This window comes from Psychrobacter sp. KH172YL61, from assembly GCF_007182895.1.
GTDB classification, from domain to species: domain Bacteria; phylum Pseudomonadota; class Gammaproteobacteria; order Pseudomonadales; family Moraxellaceae; genus Psychrobacter; species Psychrobacter pacificensis.
Map to the genome: position 1 here is coordinate 2,094,081 of NZ_AP019516.1, position 19,293 is coordinate 2,113,373.

Sequence of the window (19,293 nt, forward strand, 5' to 3'; positions counted from 1 at the left end):
TTGTCCTTAAACAAGTAAACGCGACTGATGGTTGTTCGACCAACCTTTTATGATTATCGCTGATCAGTTTTTATATGCTCGATTTTGTGACCCACACTCAACTATTGCATGCTATCTAATAGTTGCACATAAGCGGCAAACAGTTGACGATTGGCTACCAATTCATCATAAGTAATCGCAAAAACCCCATGTCCGCCATGTGCAAACTTCAACCAATCAAACTGAATCTCAGGATAGGCTTGCTTTAATGCCCATTCGCTGTCGCCCACTTCGCAGACCAGCAAACCATCTGGGCTAAGGTAATCTGGCGCTTCAAATAAAATACGATGTACCAAATCCAAGCCGTCTTGACCCGCGGCTAATGCATGCTCAGGCTCATATAAAAACTCAGGTGGCAAATCTGCCATGATAGCCGCATCGACATACGGTGGATTGGTGACGATAAGCTCATACTGGTTCTCAGCAGGTATCTTGGCAAACAAATCAGACTCGATTACGTTCACTTGATGGCCAAGGTCATGATGATCGACATTGACCATTGCCACGTCCAGCGCGCCTTTATCGATATCGATAGCATCAACCAACGCATCAACGAAACGGGTAGCAAGCGCGATTGCGATACAACCAGAGCCAGTACACAAGTCTAAGATACGCTCAGGCTGCGACAACTGCTTCACATCCAAGCCATGATCATAAAATACTGCTGACTTTTCATTCGGGCTAACACCCAGTGGTTTGGCGAGTTCAGTAACTTCAAAATAAGGATGGAACTGCTGACGAATCAACTCTGCGATTGGCGAGCGCGGGATAAGCACGCGCTCATCCACATAAAAAGGCAAATCACAGAAATACGACAAGTTAATCAGATAGCTCAGCGGCTTACGTTCAGCGATGCGCTCTTCTAATAGTCCTAGCACTGCCTGCTTCTCTGACGTGGTCAAACGACAGTCTAAAATCTGCTCATTGGCTGACCAATCTAAAGACAACGAATGCAACACAATGGCTGAGGCTTCTGCAAACTCATCGGTCGTGCCTTGCGCGACAACCACATCATAGTTACGCAATTGTGTGACGGAAAAACGAATAAAGTCGCGAATACTCACTAGCTGCTCGCGTGCTTCTTCTAACTCGGCATGTAAGTTAGCAAGTTCGCCATCCTCACCAAGAAGTCCAGTTTCTAGATCATACTCCATCTCACCTTCTAAGCCCTTAGACTCATCATCACTGAAGTATTGGTTTTGAAACTCTTCTGCACTCATTGTTTGGTCTTCTGACATATCGCACCTTATGGATTAACTATTAGCAGGTTAAATGGCTTGTTGCTAACAATCGATCTATTAATAAAAAATTAATCATACATTATAGACGTAAACGCCAAATAGCGCCAATCACTGTCATTTTTACTAAAACAAAAAATAGTGAAAATAATGAGGAGTTTGCGTAAGCAGCCTGCCTGTCGCCGTACACATTTTGGCTAAAATATTACTCAACTGTAGCGAATACGTCAGCAGTTGACGTTTAACCCACTCTAAATGCAAAAGATAGACCAAAAGTTTGCGAAGCAACCAAATTATGCGCATAATAGCCGCATTAGTAGCAACCACAAGTGATTCAATATGATGAAAATAAAGCCTATTATTACTGCTATATCTATCGCTGCCATGAGTGCCAGCGTTGGCGCACTTGCCGCCACTGCCGATAATACTCGCACATTGCCAGTACGAACAGCAAACGCCATGCCAGGCCTTGCTCAAAAGGTGAGCCTCAATGTGCAAGAAAATCGTAGTCGCTCAGATGGTGCTGCTACTGTACAGTTAAATACAGAGAACGCAAAACCCGTTGATAGCATGAACCAGCTGATCAACACTAAGCAAGATGCTCAAAATAGCACGCCAGCACCCGCTGCTGACAATATGAGCGCTGCTGAGTTGACGCGTAAAGATGAGCAGTCAGATAGCACTGATGATATCAGCGAAGGCCAAGCGGTCGCTGCACCCAGCGATGTCTCCTCTATCGACTCATCTGATCCACTCGCCTTTGAGTTACCGGAGAGTGAAAAGCGTCAAGACTTCAGTGATGATCCAACCATCAAAAATATCGAAGATAAAGATGGTAAGAGATATACCACATTAAACTTGTCAAATTACGCACAACAAGTCAATAACGCTGTCTGGTCGCCTAACATGAAAGTCAACTCAGCCATGACGATCAAAATGCAAGCGTTGCTCGATTGGAACCATGCCTCTCCTGGTCCTATCGATGGTGGCTGGGGTATGAACAGCAAAAAGCCCTTACTAACTTCCAAGCGATGAAAGGCTTGCCAACCACAGGTAGAATGGATCAAAAAACGTGGGATGCCTTGGTTAAGAACATTCCTGCAACCAAACCTGTGCTTGTCACTTATACGTTGACTGATGATGATATTAATACCAACTTTGCCACCACGCCTGCTAGTGCAGAAGCCAAGTCAAAAATGAAAGGGCTGTATTATCAGGGATATCAAAGAGATGCTTGGTGAGCGCTTCCATATGGATGTGCGCTATTTGGATAAACTCAATAAGAACAAAGAATACAAAGCTGGTGAGACCATCACTGTACTAAATACCCGTGGTGCGTTAAACAAGCGAATCAACCGCGTGGTCGCTAACAAAGCTGATAAAACGTTATATGCTTATGATGGTAACCAACTGGTAGCGACTTACCCAACGACCGTTGGTAGTGATGACACGCCGTCACCACATGGTACTTATAAGATTGTCAATAAAGTCAAAATGCCGTGGTATAAAGCCACAGTCGGTGAAGGCGCTCAGAAAAAAATCCATATGTTGCCACCAGGACCAAACAATCCAGTCGGTGTGGTATGGATGGGCTTATCTAAACCGTCATATGGCCTACATGGCTCACCAAAACCTGAAGGTATCAGTCGCCAAGCCTCACATGGCTGTATCCGCTTGACCAATTGGGATGTGCTTGAGGTTTATGCCAATATCGAAAATGGCGCAACCGTTGAGCTTAAATAACGCTCTAACCTAGATCGCTATCAGCATTTATTACCAAGTCAGCACTTACTACCAAAAAAGACCTCACTATTGAGGTCTTTTTTTACGTTTAACGACGCTTTAGCGTTTTTACTACTAAAACCAACATCATCTGAGCATCAAGCCAAAATCTGATCATCCGTCATGCTTTATGACCATCTTCGTTACCAGTGATGCTACCGATTTTTTTGGCAAAGAACATGGTGATGGGAATAGACGCCGCTGCACCCACTGCGACCGCTATTTGCATATGCGCGATCTCATCGAAACCCATAATGAGCGTACCGATGATGACAATCCCTGTGGTGACAGTGCCTGCTATGATGTAAATGACAGCAAATAATGGCCAGTTCATGACTTAATCCTTACTTTATGTGTGGGTATAGTTACTTTATACGCCATATCCCCTACTAAAGGTAAGTATTTAATATAGACGCCAGCCTCATACATTTTGGCTGACTTATTCTAAAACCCATGTTAACATAAGGGTATTTCTCACTCATATTTCGCTATCTTCATTAATACTCATTTCCTATAAATTTTTACTCCGATTCCACTTTACATTCAGCCCCTCGATCATACCCTTACTACGATACCTCTTTCTATTTTGCCCAATGTCATGTCTAGCACTTTGCTTTTGCACAAAAAAAAGACAGCTTATCCCTTATTTTTCATTACAATAATGGTTTTATTTCATCTGACTAATAAAGCCCAATTGCTATGACCGCTTCTGATAATACGTCACAACAAAAAAAACCAGATACCGCTTCTCAGATTTCATCTGATATGACAAAAGAGACATCTGAGAGAAAGATCGATGATGCCCATGAACCAGAACAGACCACTGAACAGGAGTATGCAACCGAAAACAGTGAAGAGGAGTCGCTTTCTGAAACAAAAATCGTCATGACCTCACCAGAGCCTGATGTCGTCATTGCCACGCTAGACGCGCCTGATGATGACTCAGATCAATCTGAATTATCCAGCCCAAACGCAGACACAGCCGCTCACGCATCAGAGACAGCGTCTGAGGCTTTTCATCAAACACAAGAAGATCCAGACACTTCCGAAGCGCCCAACACTCATGTTAGCCAACCTGTCGAATCCATTTCGATCGATCATAGTATCCATGAAAATGATCCTGCCGTTGCTGACGTCGATGATCATCTAACCACAGAGTCTACAACGACAAACACTAGTGGTGAAAATGTGGAGAGTGATGACGACAAGCAACAGTCAGAAGAAGAAAAGATCAAAGATGAAAAGAAGCCAAGCTAGAATCCTACAAGCAATTCGTGGCCGAGCAGTTTAGCGATCAAAAGATAGACTATCCTGAAGTCCGTGTCACGATCGAGGCCAACGCCCTACCAAGTAAAATGTACTTTGTAATGAACACGCTATCAGCCATTATTGCCAGTTATGGCTTGGTGACCAATTCAGCCGCAGTGGTTATTGGCGCGATGTTGGTCGCCATGATGCTCGGTCCGATTACAGGTGTCGCCCTAGCGATTATTGACTACCGTATGCCACTGTTGCGTAAGTCGTTGCTCACCGTGTTAGCGGGGGTATTTTTGGTGATATTGGTCGGCTTTGTGGTGGGTCTATTGCATCAAGGTCAACCGCTGACCAATGAGATTTTGTCTCGTACCCAGCCCACGTCTATGGACTTGATGATTGCACTGGCTGGCGGTACGGCTGGTGCATATGCGATGGTGTCTCCGCACCTGTCCGTCGCCGTTGTTGGGGTTGCTGTAGCCACCGCCTTGGTGCCACCACTCGCGGCCAGTGGCATTTTATTTGCCAATGGCGAGGATACAGATGGGGCTAGGTGCTGCCTTATTGGCCCTGACCAACATCATTGCCATTCAGTTTACTAATGCCATGGTACTGTGGTTTTTAGGCTTCAGGCGCTTGGTCGATGATGATTATGAATCGGGCACCTATTTGATATTTTTCCGTCGAAATGCCGTCACCCTATTGTTACTGGTCGGCTTGGGCATTTATCTTACTCTAAACCTCAATAGCAATGCCAAGCAGCAGACCTTTGAAAACAATGTCAAAGAAGCAATTAATGAACATTTTATCGATCAAGGTAACGTACTGACCAACATACAATTTGATAAGAATAATGCGTTTCAAATCATTCGTGCCGTGGTACGCGGTGAGACCAGTCCAAATTCACAAGATGTGCAGCAGATAGAGGATGTGATTACCAAAGACATGGCAGAAAACTTCCCCAAATACTTGCCTATTAAATTGCAATTGCGCTACTTGCCAGTGCAGGTCATTGAGTCTGATCCATTAATCAAAGACAAGCTTGATGAGACTGATGCGGTAATTTTGACCAATTCACCATGATGCACCCTATATGAGCGGCAAATCATGAATGGACTATAACGAGCAGTTGTAACTCTTGTACCAAGAGCTTAGGCGTTTGTGCTAAAATCGCTTGCAAAATTATTTTATGTCATTTACTCAATTCTATCCGTCAGTAAGGAGCCGCTGTGAGCCAGCCATTTCGCTCAGCCGATATTCGCCAAGCCTTTATCGATTTTTTTTATAAGCAAGCAGCACACCCAAGTTTCATCGTCTAGCTTGATTCCGCATAATGATCCGACATTGTTATTCACCAATGCCGGCATGAATCAGTTTAAAGAAACCTTTTTGGGCATGGAGCCGCGCGACTACACACGTGCTGTGACCTCGCAGAAATGTGTCCGTGCTGGCGGTAAGCACAATGACTTGGACAATGTTGGCTACACTGCCCGCCATCATACGTTTTTTGAGATGCTTGGTAACTTCTCGTTTGGCGATTACTTCAAGCAAGCAGGTATCGAGTATATCTGGGAGTTTTTGACCTCAGATCAGTGGCTCGCGATTGATAAAGATCGTCTGTATGTCACCATTTATGAGACTGATGACGAAGCCTTTGATATTTGGCACAAAACCATTGGTCTGCCAAGTGAGCGCATCATTCGTATCGGTGATAACAAAGGGGCACCGTACGCCTCAGACAATTTTTGGACCATGGGCGACACCGGTCCTTGTGGCCCTTGCACCGAAGTGTTTTATGACCATGGCGCTGAGATAGAAGGCGGCTTGCCCGGTACGCCAGAAGAAGATGGCGATCGCTACATCGAGATTTGGAACTGCGTCTTTATGCAGTTCAATCGCCAAAAAGACGGCACGCTATTGCCGCTACCTGCGCCCAGTGTCGATACTGGCATGGGGCTTGAGCGTATTAGTGCTATCATGCAAGGCGTCCATGGTAACTATGAGATCGATCTGTTTACCCATTTGATGGATGCGGCAGCTGAGATCTTAGAGATTGACAATGAACAGCAGTCTTCACTAAAAGTCATTGCTGACCATATCCGTGCTGTGGCCTTTTTGATTGCTGATGGCGTCACACCGAGCAACGAAGGTCGTGGCTATGTATTGCGCCGTATCATTCGCCGTGCGGTACGTCATGGCAACAAGCTTGGCGCTGATAGTGAGTTTTTCTATAAAATGGTCGCACCGCTCGTGGCTGAAATGGGCAGTGCTTATCCAGAGCTAGTAGAAAAACAAAACGTGATCGAAAATGCGATTCAAAAGAAGAAGCGCAGTTTGCCAAAACATTGGCACAAGGTCTGCGTTTGCTTGCCAGCGAGCTTGAAGGTCTAAAAGATGGCGATACGCTATCTGGCGAAGCGGCCTTTAAACTCTACGACACCTATGGCTTCCCGATCGATTTGACCGCGGATATCACGCGTGAGCGCGGTATTGCTATTGATGAAGCGGAGTTCGATGAGCACATGCAAGCACAGCGCGAACGTGCTCGTGATGCAGGTAAGTTCGATGTCGATTACAGCAGCGTCATCCAAGTCGAGACGCCAACCGTCTTTGTTGGTTATGAGCAACTTGAAGAAGAAGGCGTGACCATCGACGCGCTTTATCAAGATGGCAACCCAGCAGATAGCTTAACGGAAGGCACAGAAGGCGTTGTGGTACTTGATCGTACGCCATTTTACGCCGAAGGCGGTGGTCAAGTGGGTGAGCTTGGTGAAATCCGTACCGAATCAGGTGTCTTTGAAGTACAAGATACCAAAAAATCTGGTCAAGCCATCATTCATTATGGTGTGGTGACCATGGGTGATATCAAACCCAAGCAAACGGCGGATGCCCACGTGCTTTCAAGCATTCGTGCAGCCAGTGCCAAAAACCACTCTGCTACTCATCTATTACATGCAGCACTAAGAGAAGTCTTGGGTGATGAAGTCACGCAGAAAGGCTCATTAGTCTCAAGCGACGTCTTACGTTTTGACTTTGCTTATGATAAGCCTGTCAGTGCTGCTGAAATCATGCGAGTAGAGCGTCTCGTCAATGAGCAAATCCAAGCCAACACTCCTGCTCGTATTGAACACATGTCGATTGATGAAGCCATGAATCAAGGCGCGATGGCATTATTTGGCGAAAAGTACGGCACTGACGTTCGCGTACTAACCATGGGTACAGATCGTATCGTCGATGGTCAGCGCAAGCCATTTTCTATCGAGCTTTGCGGCGGTTTACATGTACAGCGCACTGGTGATATCGGTATGCTAAAAATCACCAGCGAGTCAGGTATCGCTGCGGGGATTCGCCGTATTGAAGCCGTCACGGGCATGAACGCGGTCAAAAACATTCAGCAAAGCGAGCAGCAACTAAGCGAGTTGGCAAGCCAGCTAAAGGTCAAACGTCCTGAAGTTGCCCAGCGTGTGCGTACCATGGCAGATAAGCAACGCGAGCTTGAAAAACAACTAGAGCGCTTAGAGCAAAAAATCGCCAGCGCTCAAGCTGCCAACTTACTCGATAATGTGCAGACTATTGCAGATACGCCCGTACTTCTCAGCACCTTAAGCGGTATCGATGGTAAATCCATCCGTACGCTGATGGATGATATCAAATCAAAACTGCCTGATAGTGTGATTGTATTGATTGGTGATAAAGATGACCAATTAGCACTAGCCGCGAGTGTCGCAAAATCTGTTACTGCTACAATCAAAGCGGGTGATATCATTCGTCATTTAGCCAGTGAGCTTGGTGGTAAAGGTGGCGGCAAGCCTGACTACGCACAGGGCGGCGCGCCGAAGTCCGACAACAGTACTGCGGTCATCAATGCCCTACCTGCTTGGATTGAAACCCAGCTTAGCTAATCATAAAAAGCCCAGTAACTCAGCGCCTTACTCTGGTTTACTGGGTATAAGATACGTGATTGGTTATAGCAACTATAACCAATCGCCATACATCTAAGCGGTACTGATACTTAAAGTTATGCAGTAGATATGGTATAAAGGTCAACGTTTGACAATATTGCTCATTCATGACAGTTGATGCAGTACCAATAAACGAATGACACATATAGGGCATAACTCTTACAATCTGGCTTTATCTATACACGCATGGACACGTGTCGCATTGAGACTGATCCATGAGAATAAAAGGTCATTAATGAATAATAGGTAGATTTTTATGGCGTTAATAGTACAGAAATACGGCGGCACCTCGATGGGCAGTATCGACCGCATCAAAAACGTCGCCAAACGCGTCAAACGCTGGCATGACAATGGTCATCAAGTCGTGGTCGTGGTCTCAGCCATGAGCGGCGAAACCAACCGTTTGATTGATCTAGCACGCCAAATCAGTAACAACCCTGACCCACGTGAATACGACCAGATGGTCTCAACCGGTGAGCAGGTTTCTATCTCGCTACTCGCGATGGCGATAAAAGAGCTTGGTATTGGTGCGCGTTCAATGACTGGTCGTCAAGTCGCGATCAAAACCGATAACGCCCATAATAAAGCCCGTATCGAAAGCATCGATGATAAAAACATACGCGAGCAGCTAGATGCCGGCAATATCGTCATTGTGGCAGGCTTTCAAGGTATTGATGAAGAAGGCAATGCAACCACATTGGGTCGCGGCGGTTCTGATACGACAGGCGTTGCGATTGCAGCGGCTTTGGGTGCTGATGAATGTCAAATTTATACTGATGTCGATGGCGTTTATACCACTGACCCTCGCGTAACCTCAAAAGCCAAAAAGCTTGAAAAAATCACCTTTGAAGAAATGCTTGAGATGGCAAGTCTTGGCTCCAAAATCCTACAGATTCGCTCAGTAGAATTCGCTGGCAAATACGGCGTACCACTGCGCGTCCTATCTAGCTTTGATGAAAACACTGACGGTAGCTTTGACCAAGAGTTTCAAAACAACGTGGGCACCCTAATTACGATAGACGAAGGAGACAATATGGAACAGGCAATCATCTCAGGTATCGCATTCAACCGAGACGAAGCAAAAATCTTAGTACGCGGTGTACCCGATCATCCTGGTATCGCCTCTGCTATCTTAAGCCCAATTGGTCGTGCCAATATCGAAATCGATATGATTGTCCAAAACCTCTCGGATAATGGTACCACTGACTTTACATTCACGGTCAATCGTACTGACTTGGACAAGACGCTAAAAGTGCTTAATGAAGAAGTCAAAGACGAGATTGGTGCCAAAGAAATATCAGGCAACAGCGAAGTGGTCAAAGTCTCACTAGTTGGTGTTGGTATGCGCTCACACGCAGGAGTTGCCAGCCTCATGTTCCAAACATTGGCTGAGAACAATATCAATATCCAAATGATATCGACCAGCGAGATCAAAGTATCTGTTTTGATTCAAGACCAACACTTAGAAAAAGCGGTCAAATCACTGCACACTGCCTTTGGTCTTGACCGTGAAGACGGCGAGAGCAAAATCGCTGGGCTATAATGCCAAAAAACTGTTAAAATACAGCTTTAGCATTGATGGTTATCTATTAACCGCTATTGAAAACTTCGCATCGTATGTAAATAAATAGCGTTTCGTTTAAACAAATAGCCTCCAAATAAAAACAGTACTTAAATAAAATAGGATCTTTTTAGATCCTATTTTATTTTTTAGCATAGTTGAAATGAGCATTTACCTAATAGTTTTGTGAAAAACCGTGACAGTATCTGTTATGCCACCTATAATGGGCTTTCATTTGGGCTAAATGAATCTACCTATCATTGCCGTGGTTTGCACAATGTCGAGTATGGTAATTATTGATATATTACTTACTGAGTGCTGCGGTGATGTTCTGCAATTGAGAAGTAATCTGATGAGTAATAATCTGTTGATGCGACATAAGGAGTGTGACGCATGTTAATTTTGACACGCCGTGTGGGCGAAACGCTAATGATCGGCGATGAAGTCAGTGTGACGGTATTGGGCGTCAAGGGCAATCAAGTACGTATCGGTGTGAATGCACCTAAAGATATTGCCGTACATCGCGAAGAGATTTATCAACGTATCCAGCATGAGCGCTCTGTACAGTCGCACATGCAACATCTTGAGCAAGGCAATTTTTCGCCGTCGTTCGATGACGAAGACTACTTCAATCGCTAATTTATAATACTTAATGCTCAACGACTAATGAGCATACATAAGCATTATATTTTTTATTTTTTAAACTGCTCTGAGGTCATTTATTTATGAGTATCCGCCAATCAGATGTATCGGCTCTACTTAATGGTTTGAATAAAAAAGCCATTGGATTCAATGATGTTATCAGCTTTATCGATGATTTTTATCGCTATTCGCCTGCCCCGTTTGTCAACGGTATGGTCCATAATGCAGCGGGCGAAAACGAAGGCAGTGCAAAGATTTTTGGATTCGCTAAGCATCACGGTTTGAATCAACTGGACACGCTAAAACTATTCGGCGAACATTATGCCAAAGTGCAAGCAACGCCTAACGGTACTGACCATGCTAATATTCGCAACTTTTTGCATTGGGGCTGGCAAGGATTTTTAATGCAAAAAAATCCATTAACCATTCGTCCTAGTGTCGACACAACTGCAATTTAAATATGTGTCGTGATTGAATAATTAATAAAGTAAAAAAGCCACGCTCATGAGCGTGGCTTTTTTATTGACTGTTTATAGTCCTATTTATTACGAAACTTCACAGGTTGTACCGCCTCTTTCGGGTTCGGCATATTAGGATAGTGATGCTCATGCTCGACATCACACTCAGCGCCCACGATAGAACCGTCCTCTTTTACTGGTTTGTGGATATAACCCGTACGCTCGGCAAGTGGTAGGTGCTCGTGCTCCCATATCATCACCGCTTGCATGCAAGTTTCTCGCTGCTCAGCGGTAATTTTACGACCATCAGGCCACTTACCTAACTCAATCGCCATGCGGAATTTATCAACCACTTCCGGTGTTAGACTGGCTAATATTGTTTGTTTATCCATCTTGCCTACTCTCCACTACTATTTTTTCATCATATTTTTTGATGGCTATTGGACGATTTGAAAACATGCTCTAATAGATACGCTCATTCATCATCTATAATATCATCATCGACATCCAGACTGAATTCTTCGGCATGTACGTTCCAGTGCAGCTTGGTACGACAGGCTTCATAAAAGTCAAATCCAGGCGGATGCAGTAAAGTGAGCTTATCAGGATGCTTACGAATATATAAGCGCTGTTCTTGCTCAAGCGGTACGCTTGGTTTGCCATCTGCGCTGACCATCGGCTGCGTACGATTGTCTTCATGAATACGAATACAGACCTCACTATTACCACTGACAACAATCGGGCGACTAGATAACGTATGCGGATGCATGGGCACCAGACAGATGGCATCCATACTTGGATGAATGATGGGGCCACCACCAGATAGAGCATAAGCGGTTGAACCAGTCGGTGTCGCTGCTATCAGGCCATCACTATGCTGCCTATAAACATCATGTCCATCAATCTTCATCTGAAAATCGATCATATGTACCGATTTACCAGCATGCAGTACGATGTCGTTCAGCGCCATGTCTTCATGAATGATTTTACGCCCTTCTCGTATCTCCATCGTCAATAAAAACCGATGATCCAGCTGATAATCGCCCATCAATACTTGGCGTAATTTAAAAGCCGCTTCGTTGGGCTTTACATCTGCCAAAAACCCCAAACGACCACGGTTAACCCCTAATACTGGGACACGGTAGCGTGCCAATGCTTCAGCAGCATGCAATATCGACCCATCACCACCAACAACGATGACCAAATCGCAAATCTCACCAATCAAGCCACGCTTAACGATTTTGACTCTTTCTACTTCTGTGAGGTTAAGCGTTGGTAAGTTGGCTGTTTGTACATCCATGATCAACGTCAAGTTCATCTCATTGATGGTTTGCGCAATCTGTACCAGACTTCGCGTGACGCTGCGTTTACCAGCACGGCCCATCAAGCCAATACGCCTAAAAGCAGGATTTTTGATAGCGTGGAACAGCTCTGACTCGTGTAAGTGTGGCAATCTTGCTGACTGCGCTGAGTTTTCCATAAAACGACTCGGTATAACGGTGAAGTACAGGGTAATAATAGCGATAAATGCGCGCTTAGACTAGCATGTTTATGAATTATCGTTGTTAACTGTCGTAACTGGCCCCATATAAAATATATCAGATGCCTTACTCATGCTTGCTTGTCTGCTTGGGTTTTGAGACTACTAGGTTGAGCTGTAACGGCTGTCACGCAAACACAGTTGACAATAACGGCGGTTTTGCTAAAGTAGCAGCATCTCTATTTTTATATTTTATTATTAAGGACTTATGTATGGCCAATCCTATTGTCAGTCGCGCAGAACTTGCGATCGGCGGTAATCCAATGACGGTCAAAGGCGTTATTCAAAAGACCAGCCTGTTACTTGGGTTATCAGCTATTACTGGTGTGGGCTTTTTTCTTTTATGCGCTTATGGCAGGTTTATCGCAAGGTTTTATTACCATGGCAGCCTTTGGTAGCATGATTGCTGCGTTTGTTCTTGCTCTTTTATTACCTTTAAACCACAAAAAGCAAAGACGTTGGCGGTGCCTTATGCCTTGCTAGAAGGTATCTTTTTGGGCGGTATCTCATTATTTTTCATGAGAATGTATCCAACCGTCCCAGTCACGGCAATGTGTGCGACCTTCGTCACAGCAGCAGTCATGCTAGGACTGTATCGCTCAGGTTTGGTAAAAGTTACTGAAAAGTTCCGTTCTATCGTGACCTCAGCCGTTATCGCTATCATGCTAGTTTATGTAGCACAGTGGGTACTGTCTCTAGTATTTGGCTCAACCTTGCCATTCTTGTTTGAAGGTGGTGCTATCGCTATCGGCTTTAGCTTGTTTGTGATTGTTATTGCCTCTTTTACGCTATTATTAGATTTTGACAATATCGATCGCGGTGTTGCTATGGGTATCTCAGAAGACTACGAATGGTTGTTCAGCATTGGTATTCTTGCCACGCTAGTTTGGATGTATATCGAATTTATGCGTCTGCTCAGCTATCTACAAGACTAATCAAATAATTCGATAGTAAATCTGTATAAAAAAAATCGCCTTAGCTATTGATAGTTGCAGGCGGTTTTTTTATGGGCAAACTTTGAGAGCTATAGTTCAACTAAGCCCGCTTTAGGCGTAGCGCGTTTAACACCACAAACAATGAGCTAAGTGACATGCCGATAGCAGCAAGCCATGGTGGTACATACCCTAAAGCCGCTGGTATCAGCACGATACTATTATAAGCCAAGGCCCAGCGGAAGTTTTGCTTAATAATACGTTCGGTTTTATCAGAGATACGTTTGGCCGCAGTGATGGCCTCAATTTTCCCATTTAAGATAATACTGTCGCTAGATACTTGTGCCAAATCTGCAGCACCGGCAATTGAGGGTGGATACATCTGCCGCTGCCAATACTGGCGCATCATTGATGCCATCACCCACCATCAGTACGACAGCGCCTTTAGATTGCAACTGCTGGATATGGTTGACCTTGTCAGTCGGTGATAAGCCATTATAAGCGGTCTGCATGCCTAAACTCTCAGCCATCACGAGCGCTTGCGGGCTTGGATCACCCGTCAACATCACAGACTCAATCCCTAGACCTTTGAGCGTATCGAGCATCGATTGGGTACTATCACGTACCTTGTCATTAAAATAAAAGCACGCCAGCGCTTGCCATTCCTTTGTATCAGGTTTCTGGCTCGACAAGACAACGGCGGAGCTGGCACGCTGCGCCGCCAAGTCAATGTTCAAATCATTGTTCGTATTGACCTCATTGGCACTGCCACTGGTTTTATCTAACGCAAAACTCACATGACCAATGCGATATACCATGTCATCAATCATAGCTTCTACCCCGCCTGCGGGATAATGCTGCATGGCCCTCGTCGGTGGCAGATGTAACTGATAGGCAGCGGTAGTAGCGCGTGTGCAATCGGATGACGACTCCCCTACTTCTAGGGCAGCTGCGATTGCCAATAGTTTATCTTTTGTGCTGTTGATGCTGTGTTATCAGAATCAGTCTGGTTTACTGGCTCGATTACCTCAATATTTAATAAATTTGGCTTCCCATAAGTAAGCGTACCTGTTTTATCAAAAGCAACATGTGTAATTTCAGCCAATGTTTGCAGCGTATGCCCGCGCGTCGTCAAAAAACCATAGCTGGCTAAACGATTGGTTGAAACAGTCAAGGCAATTGGCGTCGCCAATGACAAGGCGCAAGGACAAGTGGCAACCAATACTGCCACCGTTGCCCAAATAGCTTGGCTTGGATCGACAATGTACCAGCCAACAAACACTAAAACTGATAGCACTAAGATACGCGCCACAAACCAACGTGCCAGTTTATCTGCTTGCTGTGCAAGTTTAGGCTTTTCGCTCATGGCGCGGTTCATCAGTCTATCAATCAGCCCTATTTGACTGTCTTTTGGTAATGCCGTCACTAACATCTCAAACGGCTGACTATCGTTTTGCGCACCGCCAACAATATAATCGCCTTGGGACTTAATGATTAAATCACCTTCGCCTGTCAGTAGGCTTTGCGAGACTGTTGCAGTAGGACTTAACAAAATACCGTCACTGATAATCTCAGAACCCGCTTCAACCAAAATAATGTCACCCACTTGCAAGCTATGAGCCGTCACCATCTGCTTTGATGCTATATTTTCCTCTACCTGTGATAACGCATTTTGTTGATTACGTGACTGCTGCCAATCTTGAGCAATACCCGATGTGAGCTGATGAACATTGGCATCAACACCCTTCATAAAGTTAGGCATCATTTCTGTCGTCGCATCTGATGCCTTTTTGCCTCATTTTCGATGGCGTCACCTTGTTGAGAGTCACTTTCTTTCAGCAGTTGTAAAATACGCTCTGCTGCTGATTTGTCTTCAGCCACTTTTTGTACCAATACTGGCTCTACTACGACCAGATCATTGGCCATGGTCGCAGCTTTTAGACGGGCATTATGTTCGATATAGCGTCCTGCCAGCAAAAGAAAATAAACATACTGACGGAGTCATAGTATGTCTCCCCCTGCCCAGTAATGGTGGCATATAAACTGGCAAAGAAGGTGATAATCAAAGCAAGGCTAACAGGCACATCCATATTGACCTGGCGCGCACGAATCGCTGACCATGCGGAGGTAAAGAAAGGAATACCGGCATAAAAGAAAACAGGCGTACTAACAAATAAAGACACCCAACGCAAAAAGTCACGCTGAAATATCAACATGTCGCTATATTCACCAAAATAAAGCGCAACGGCATACATCATTGCCTGCATTGAACCGAGTGCCGCGATACCAAGACGCAATAGCATTTGGTTGTTATGACGCGCCAGCATGGCTTCATGGGTATCTTGCCGATAAGGCTTGGCATCATAGCCAATCTCATTGATGACCGCTAAAATGCGGCTAATCGGTAACTTGTCTTCATTCCAAATGACCCGCATACGCTGGTTGGTCAAATTCACCTGACACTTACTAATGCCTTCTAGCTCATCGAGACGCGACTCAATCAACCATGTACAGGCCGCACAGCGCAAATTATTAACAGACAGCTCCGCCACCGACAGCCCATCTTGCGCATATACGAACTGCGACTTTATCTCGTCATGATCATATATCTCAAGACGCGTCAGCTGGGTCGGTAAGCTTGCTGTACGGTTAATCTCCGAACGGTCAAGATAATATTGCTCAAGACCAGCCTCTACGATGCTCTGAGCTGCTAACTGACAGCCCATACAACACATCTCACGCGACTTGCCTAGAATCTCAGTATGAAACGGCGGCTTGGGCACTGGATCACCGCAATGGAAGCAGTGATCAGCAAGGGGTAGCACCAAGCCATCAGTGATGGAGTTGTCTTTATAAGGATGATTGGTAGCAGATGATACTGATGATGGGATACTAGACATAGTCGCGCTTACTTCCTTTGACAGGCTTGCTCAAAATGCATTCATTTAAGGCAAACTTGCTCTGATTGACTGTACTGTACGTCGTGCAACAGAGCCACTTTTCATCACATGAATATCACTATTGTTAGTAGCACAATATTGATAACAAATGGCTAATAGCAAATAACTAGCAACGGCGGATTCATACAAAATACATCATGGTACTTATCATAGATTGTTATCTTACATGGCGTTTATTAGCCCAATTGAAAGATGCTGATACTTGATTACAAGTATCAGTATTTTAGTAGAGATTATACTACAAGCAATCACCCTAGGCAGTACCAATGCTTATGGTCTAATACCAATGAATGCCCTCGCTAACGATGATAGATTGAAAAATTTGTCAATTTGCGTCATTATGAGGCAGTTTTTTATCCAAAAATGGTGCGACATCCGTGCAAAAATCCAATTTTAAGTTACCAAATACCAAGCTATCACCATCATCTAAGCCTGCTATAAATGCCTTACCTTCACATCAGCGCGGCTTGGTATTTAGTAGTCTTCTCTTAATTACCATCATCGCTGGCATGGTGCTATTTGCACTGTATTTGGTCAAGCTTGATCGCACCATTACCCATAAGTTTGAAGGCAAGCGCTGGGACATTCCAGCTAAAGTGTACTCACAGCCACTTGAGCTATATCAGGGGTGCCAATATCGATAGAGATACGATGAAAACGTGGCTAGAGTTGCTTAATTATCAAAGCAACAAGTCTTATGATCGTACTGGCACTTATCATAGATCGGGTAATACTTATTTTATCCATACGCGCGGCTTTACCTATAGCTCAAGCGATATAGATGCTGAGCAAGTCATCAAAATGACCCTTGCTGGCAATAAAGTTGACTCTATTCAAAGCACCTTACCTGCCAAAAGTGGCATCATTCGTCTAGAGCCAGTGAGTATCGGTGGTATCTATCCAGACAGTAACGAAGATCGAATGGTTGTCTCTTTAGATGACGTGCCTCAGCCACTGATTGATGCATTGATTGCCACCGAGGATCGCGCGTTTTATGAGCATAAAGGCGTCTCGATACGCGGTATCGCCCGTGCCGTAATCAATAACTTTACTGGTGGTGCTAGGCAAGGTGGCTCGACCATCACCCAGCAGCTGATCAAAAACTTTTACCTCAACTCTGATCGCACCCTCAAACGCAAAGCCAATGAGGCGTTGATGGCGATACTGCTTGAGCTGCATTATAGTAAAGATGAAATTTTACAGACTTATTTGAACGAAATTTATCTGGGTCAAAACGGCAATCGCTCTATCAATGGTTTTGGTTTGGCCTCACAGTTCTATTTTGATAAACCACTTAACGAGCTGCGTATAGATCAGCAAGCCATGCTAGTTGGTATGGCAAAAGGCCCAAGTATTTACAACCCACGTCGTAATCCAAATGATTCAAAAGCTCGTCGTGACGTGGTGCTTGGTAACATGCTCGCAATGGGCACGCTCAGTCAAGAGGACTATGACAAAGCCTTAAAACAGCCGCTCGGTATCGTGGACAAGCCTGCTGAGGGCAAGAGCCAGTTCCCTGACTTTTTGGACATCGTCAAACGTGAGCTCAATGATGTCTATTACTCTGATGATCTCAAAAATGAAGGTCTAATCATCATTAGTACCCTAGACCCCATTGCTCAGTTGGCAGCAGATAAGGCGGTTGATAGAAAACTGGGCGAGCTGCGCCGTAGCGGTAGCAAGACTAAAGACTTACAAGGCGCGCTCGTCAGTGCCAATCCTGAGACTGGCGAATTGGTCTCTGTCGTTGGTAGTGGCAGTGAGTTCACGGGCTTTAACCGCGCCGTCGATGCCAAGCGTCAAGTCGGCTCTTTATTGAAGCCAATCATTTATATGACCGCGCTTGAGAGTGGTCGTTATAACTTAGCAAGCTCGGTGGATGACTCACCTATCACAGTCAATCTGAATGATGGTACCGATTGGAGTCCTAAGAATTATGACAACCGTGATCATGGCTATGTACCACTGACCACAGGACTTTCGCAATCTTATAACCAAGCGGCGGTACGCTTAGGTATGGAATTTGGGGTTGATACTTTTGCCAAACAGCTAAAACGCATGGGGGTTAAAGAAGAAATACCAGCATACCCATCGGCGCTATTAGGGTCTGTCAATCTGAGCCCGATGGACATGTTAGGTATTTACCAAGTCTTTGCGACTGGCGGTTTCCGCACACCTATTCATAGTATTCGCACGGTTATTGATGATCGCGGTCGTATTTTGCAGCGTACCGGACTCAATACTCAGCGCAGTATTCCACCTGAGACCAACTTTTGACCAACTATGCGCTACAACAAGTGGTGTCAAACGGTAGCGCCAGACGGGCTCAATCACTTGGCAGCAATCTGAATCTCGCCGGCAAAACGGGCACGACAAACGACTACCGTGATGCTTGGTTTGCAGGCTACAGTGGCAACTACGTCAGTGTTGTTTGGGTTGGTCGTGATGACAACAAGCCCATTGGCTTGAGCGGTGGTACTGGTGCTCTACCGGTTTGGGTCGATTATATGAAACGCCTCAAACTCACTCCAGTGGCGCTACCAGAGCCAGAAGGTATCGAATGGTTGTGGCTCGAGAACAACTCAGGCAAGCTGTCTAACGAACGTTGTGCCAATGCTCGCTACTTACCTGTCATGTCAGCACATTTACCAGAGGGAAGCCAGTAGCTGCGCGCTTAGCTTGTATCAACAAGACCGTGCTCGCGAGCAATCTCAATTCCAAAATCAGCAGAGCGCGATCAATGAGCAACGTCGTCGCGAAGGTTTAGATATCCCAAACGGTGAAGCGGTTGATGCTGGTGATTCAGAGGACAGTAATGGACAAAATAATGAAGGTCAAGACCGCGCTGACACATGGTATGACCGTGCTATTGAATGGTTTTAACATTATTTTTAAAATGTAGCGTCTGATATTTAAAAAGGTCTC

12 protein-coding genes and 5 pseudogenes are annotated in these 19,293 nt (G+C 45.1%); 12 read left to right on the forward strand and 5 right to left on the reverse strand.

What is annotated here, in order from left to right:
- Positions 1-101 precede the first annotated feature (101 nt).
- The gene (gene prmB, locus PKHYL_RS11170; protein ID WP_071003538.1) at positions 102-1,277 is read right to left on the reverse strand and encodes a 50S ribosomal protein L3 N(5)-glutamine methyltransferase; all 1,176 of its coding nucleotides are present in this window, start codon (positions 1,275-1,277) and stop codon (positions 102-104) included.
- Positions 1,278-1,616: 339 nt separating this feature from the next.
- Here prmB and PKHYL_RS11175 point away from each other — a divergent pair, with 339 nt between their 5' ends.
- Genes PKHYL_RS11175 through PKHYL_RS11185 form a run of 3 tightly spaced genes read left to right on the forward strand, consistent with a single transcriptional unit; the run spans position 1,617 to position 3,020 of the window.
- The gene (locus tag PKHYL_RS11175; protein ID WP_240365174.1) at positions 1,617-2,312 is read left to right on the forward strand and encodes a hypothetical protein; all 696 of its coding nucleotides are present in this window, start codon (positions 1,617-1,619) and stop codon (positions 2,310-2,312) included.
- 5 nt (positions 2,313-2,317) lie between these two features.
- Positions 2,318-2,518: a hypothetical protein gene (locus PKHYL_RS11180; protein WP_240365175.1), complete on the forward strand. Its 201-nt coding sequence runs from the start codon at positions 2,318-2,320 to the stop codon at positions 2,516-2,518.
- Entirely contained in the window at positions 2,508-3,020 is a 513-nt protein-coding gene (locus tag PKHYL_RS11185) for a L,D-transpeptidase (RefSeq protein WP_240365176.1), read from the forward strand. The genes PKHYL_RS11180 and PKHYL_RS11185 overlap by 11 nt, the downstream gene beginning before the upstream one ends.
- Before the next feature lie 160 nt (positions 3,021-3,180).
- Here PKHYL_RS11185 and PKHYL_RS11190 read toward each other — a convergent pair whose 3' ends face one another.
- Entirely contained in the window at positions 3,181-3,393 is a 213-nt protein-coding gene (locus PKHYL_RS11190) for a hypothetical protein (protein ID WP_071003537.1), read from the reverse strand.
- A gap of 365 nt (positions 3,394-3,758) precedes the next feature.
- Between PKHYL_RS11190 and PKHYL_RS11195 the strand changes: the two genes are divergently transcribed.
- From PKHYL_RS11195 to PKHYL_RS11225, 7 genes and pseudogenes are all read left to right on the forward strand, one after another.
- Positions 3,759-4,316: a hypothetical protein gene (locus PKHYL_RS11195; RefSeq protein ID WP_240365177.1), complete on the forward strand. Its 558-nt coding sequence runs from the start codon at positions 3,759-3,761 to the stop codon at positions 4,314-4,316.
- Positions 4,317-4,333: 17 nt separating this feature from the next.
- Positions 4,334-4,915, forward strand: a complete 582-nt coding sequence (locus PKHYL_RS11200) for a DUF389 domain-containing protein (protein WP_240365178.1) — start codon at positions 4,334-4,336, stop codon at positions 4,913-4,915.
- Positions 4,878-5,396 (forward strand): hypothetical protein, encoded by a 519-nt coding sequence (locus tag PKHYL_RS11205; protein WP_240365179.1) that lies wholly within the window; start codon positions 4,878-4,880, stop codon positions 5,394-5,396. The genes PKHYL_RS11200 and PKHYL_RS11205 overlap by 38 nt, the downstream gene beginning before the upstream one ends.
- Positions 5,397-5,542: 146 nt before the next feature.
- A pseudogene (alaS, locus tag PKHYL_RS11210) lies at positions 5,543-8,215 on the forward strand (alanine--tRNA ligase).
- A gap of 316 nt (positions 8,216-8,531) precedes the next feature.
- A complete protein-coding gene (locus PKHYL_RS11215; protein WP_058024167.1) occupies positions 8,532-9,818 on the forward strand; it encodes an aspartate kinase in 1,287 nt (428 codons plus the stop codon).
- Between the two features lie 411 nt (positions 9,819-10,229).
- Positions 10,230-10,397, forward strand: a pseudogene (gene csrA, locus PKHYL_RS11220) (carbon storage regulator CsrA); the annotation flags it as partial.
- A 164-nt stretch (positions 10,398-10,561) separates the two neighbouring features.
- Positions 10,562-10,936 carry a HopJ type III effector protein gene (locus PKHYL_RS11225; RefSeq protein ID WP_071003534.1) on the forward strand — a complete coding sequence of 125 codons (375 nt, stop codon included), beginning with the start codon at positions 10,562-10,564 and terminating at the stop codon, positions 10,934-10,936.
- A gap of 80 nt (positions 10,937-11,016) precedes the next feature.
- Here the strand turns inward: PKHYL_RS11225 and PKHYL_RS11230 are convergent, their stop codons facing one another.
- The gene (locus tag PKHYL_RS11230) at positions 11,017-11,328 is read right to left on the reverse strand and encodes a YeaC family protein (protein WP_240365180.1); all 312 of its coding nucleotides are present in this window, start codon (positions 11,326-11,328) and stop codon (positions 11,017-11,019) included.
- Positions 11,329-11,411: 83 nt separating this feature from the next.
- Positions 11,412-12,320, reverse strand: coding sequence for an NAD(+) kinase (locus PKHYL_RS11235; protein ID WP_237182806.1), 909 nt, complete (start codon positions 12,318-12,320; stop codon positions 11,412-11,414).
- 368 nt (positions 12,321-12,688) lie between these two features.
- Between PKHYL_RS11235 and PKHYL_RS11240 the strand changes: the two are divergent.
- Positions 12,689-13,411 (forward strand): annotated as a pseudogene (locus tag PKHYL_RS11240) (Bax inhibitor-1/YccA family protein).
- 100 nt (positions 13,412-13,511) lie between these two features.
- On the opposite strand, the pseudogene PKHYL_RS18180 reads toward PKHYL_RS11240, so the two are convergent.
- Positions 13,512-16,308 (reverse strand): annotated as a pseudogene (locus tag PKHYL_RS18180) (heavy metal translocating P-type ATPase).
- A 437-nt stretch (positions 16,309-16,745) separates the two neighbouring features.
- Here PKHYL_RS18180 and mrcB point away from each other — a divergent pair.
- Positions 16,746-19,251: pseudogene (mrcB, locus tag PKHYL_RS18185) on the forward strand (penicillin-binding protein 1B).
- The last annotated feature ends 42 nt before the right edge of the window (positions 19,252-19,293 follow it).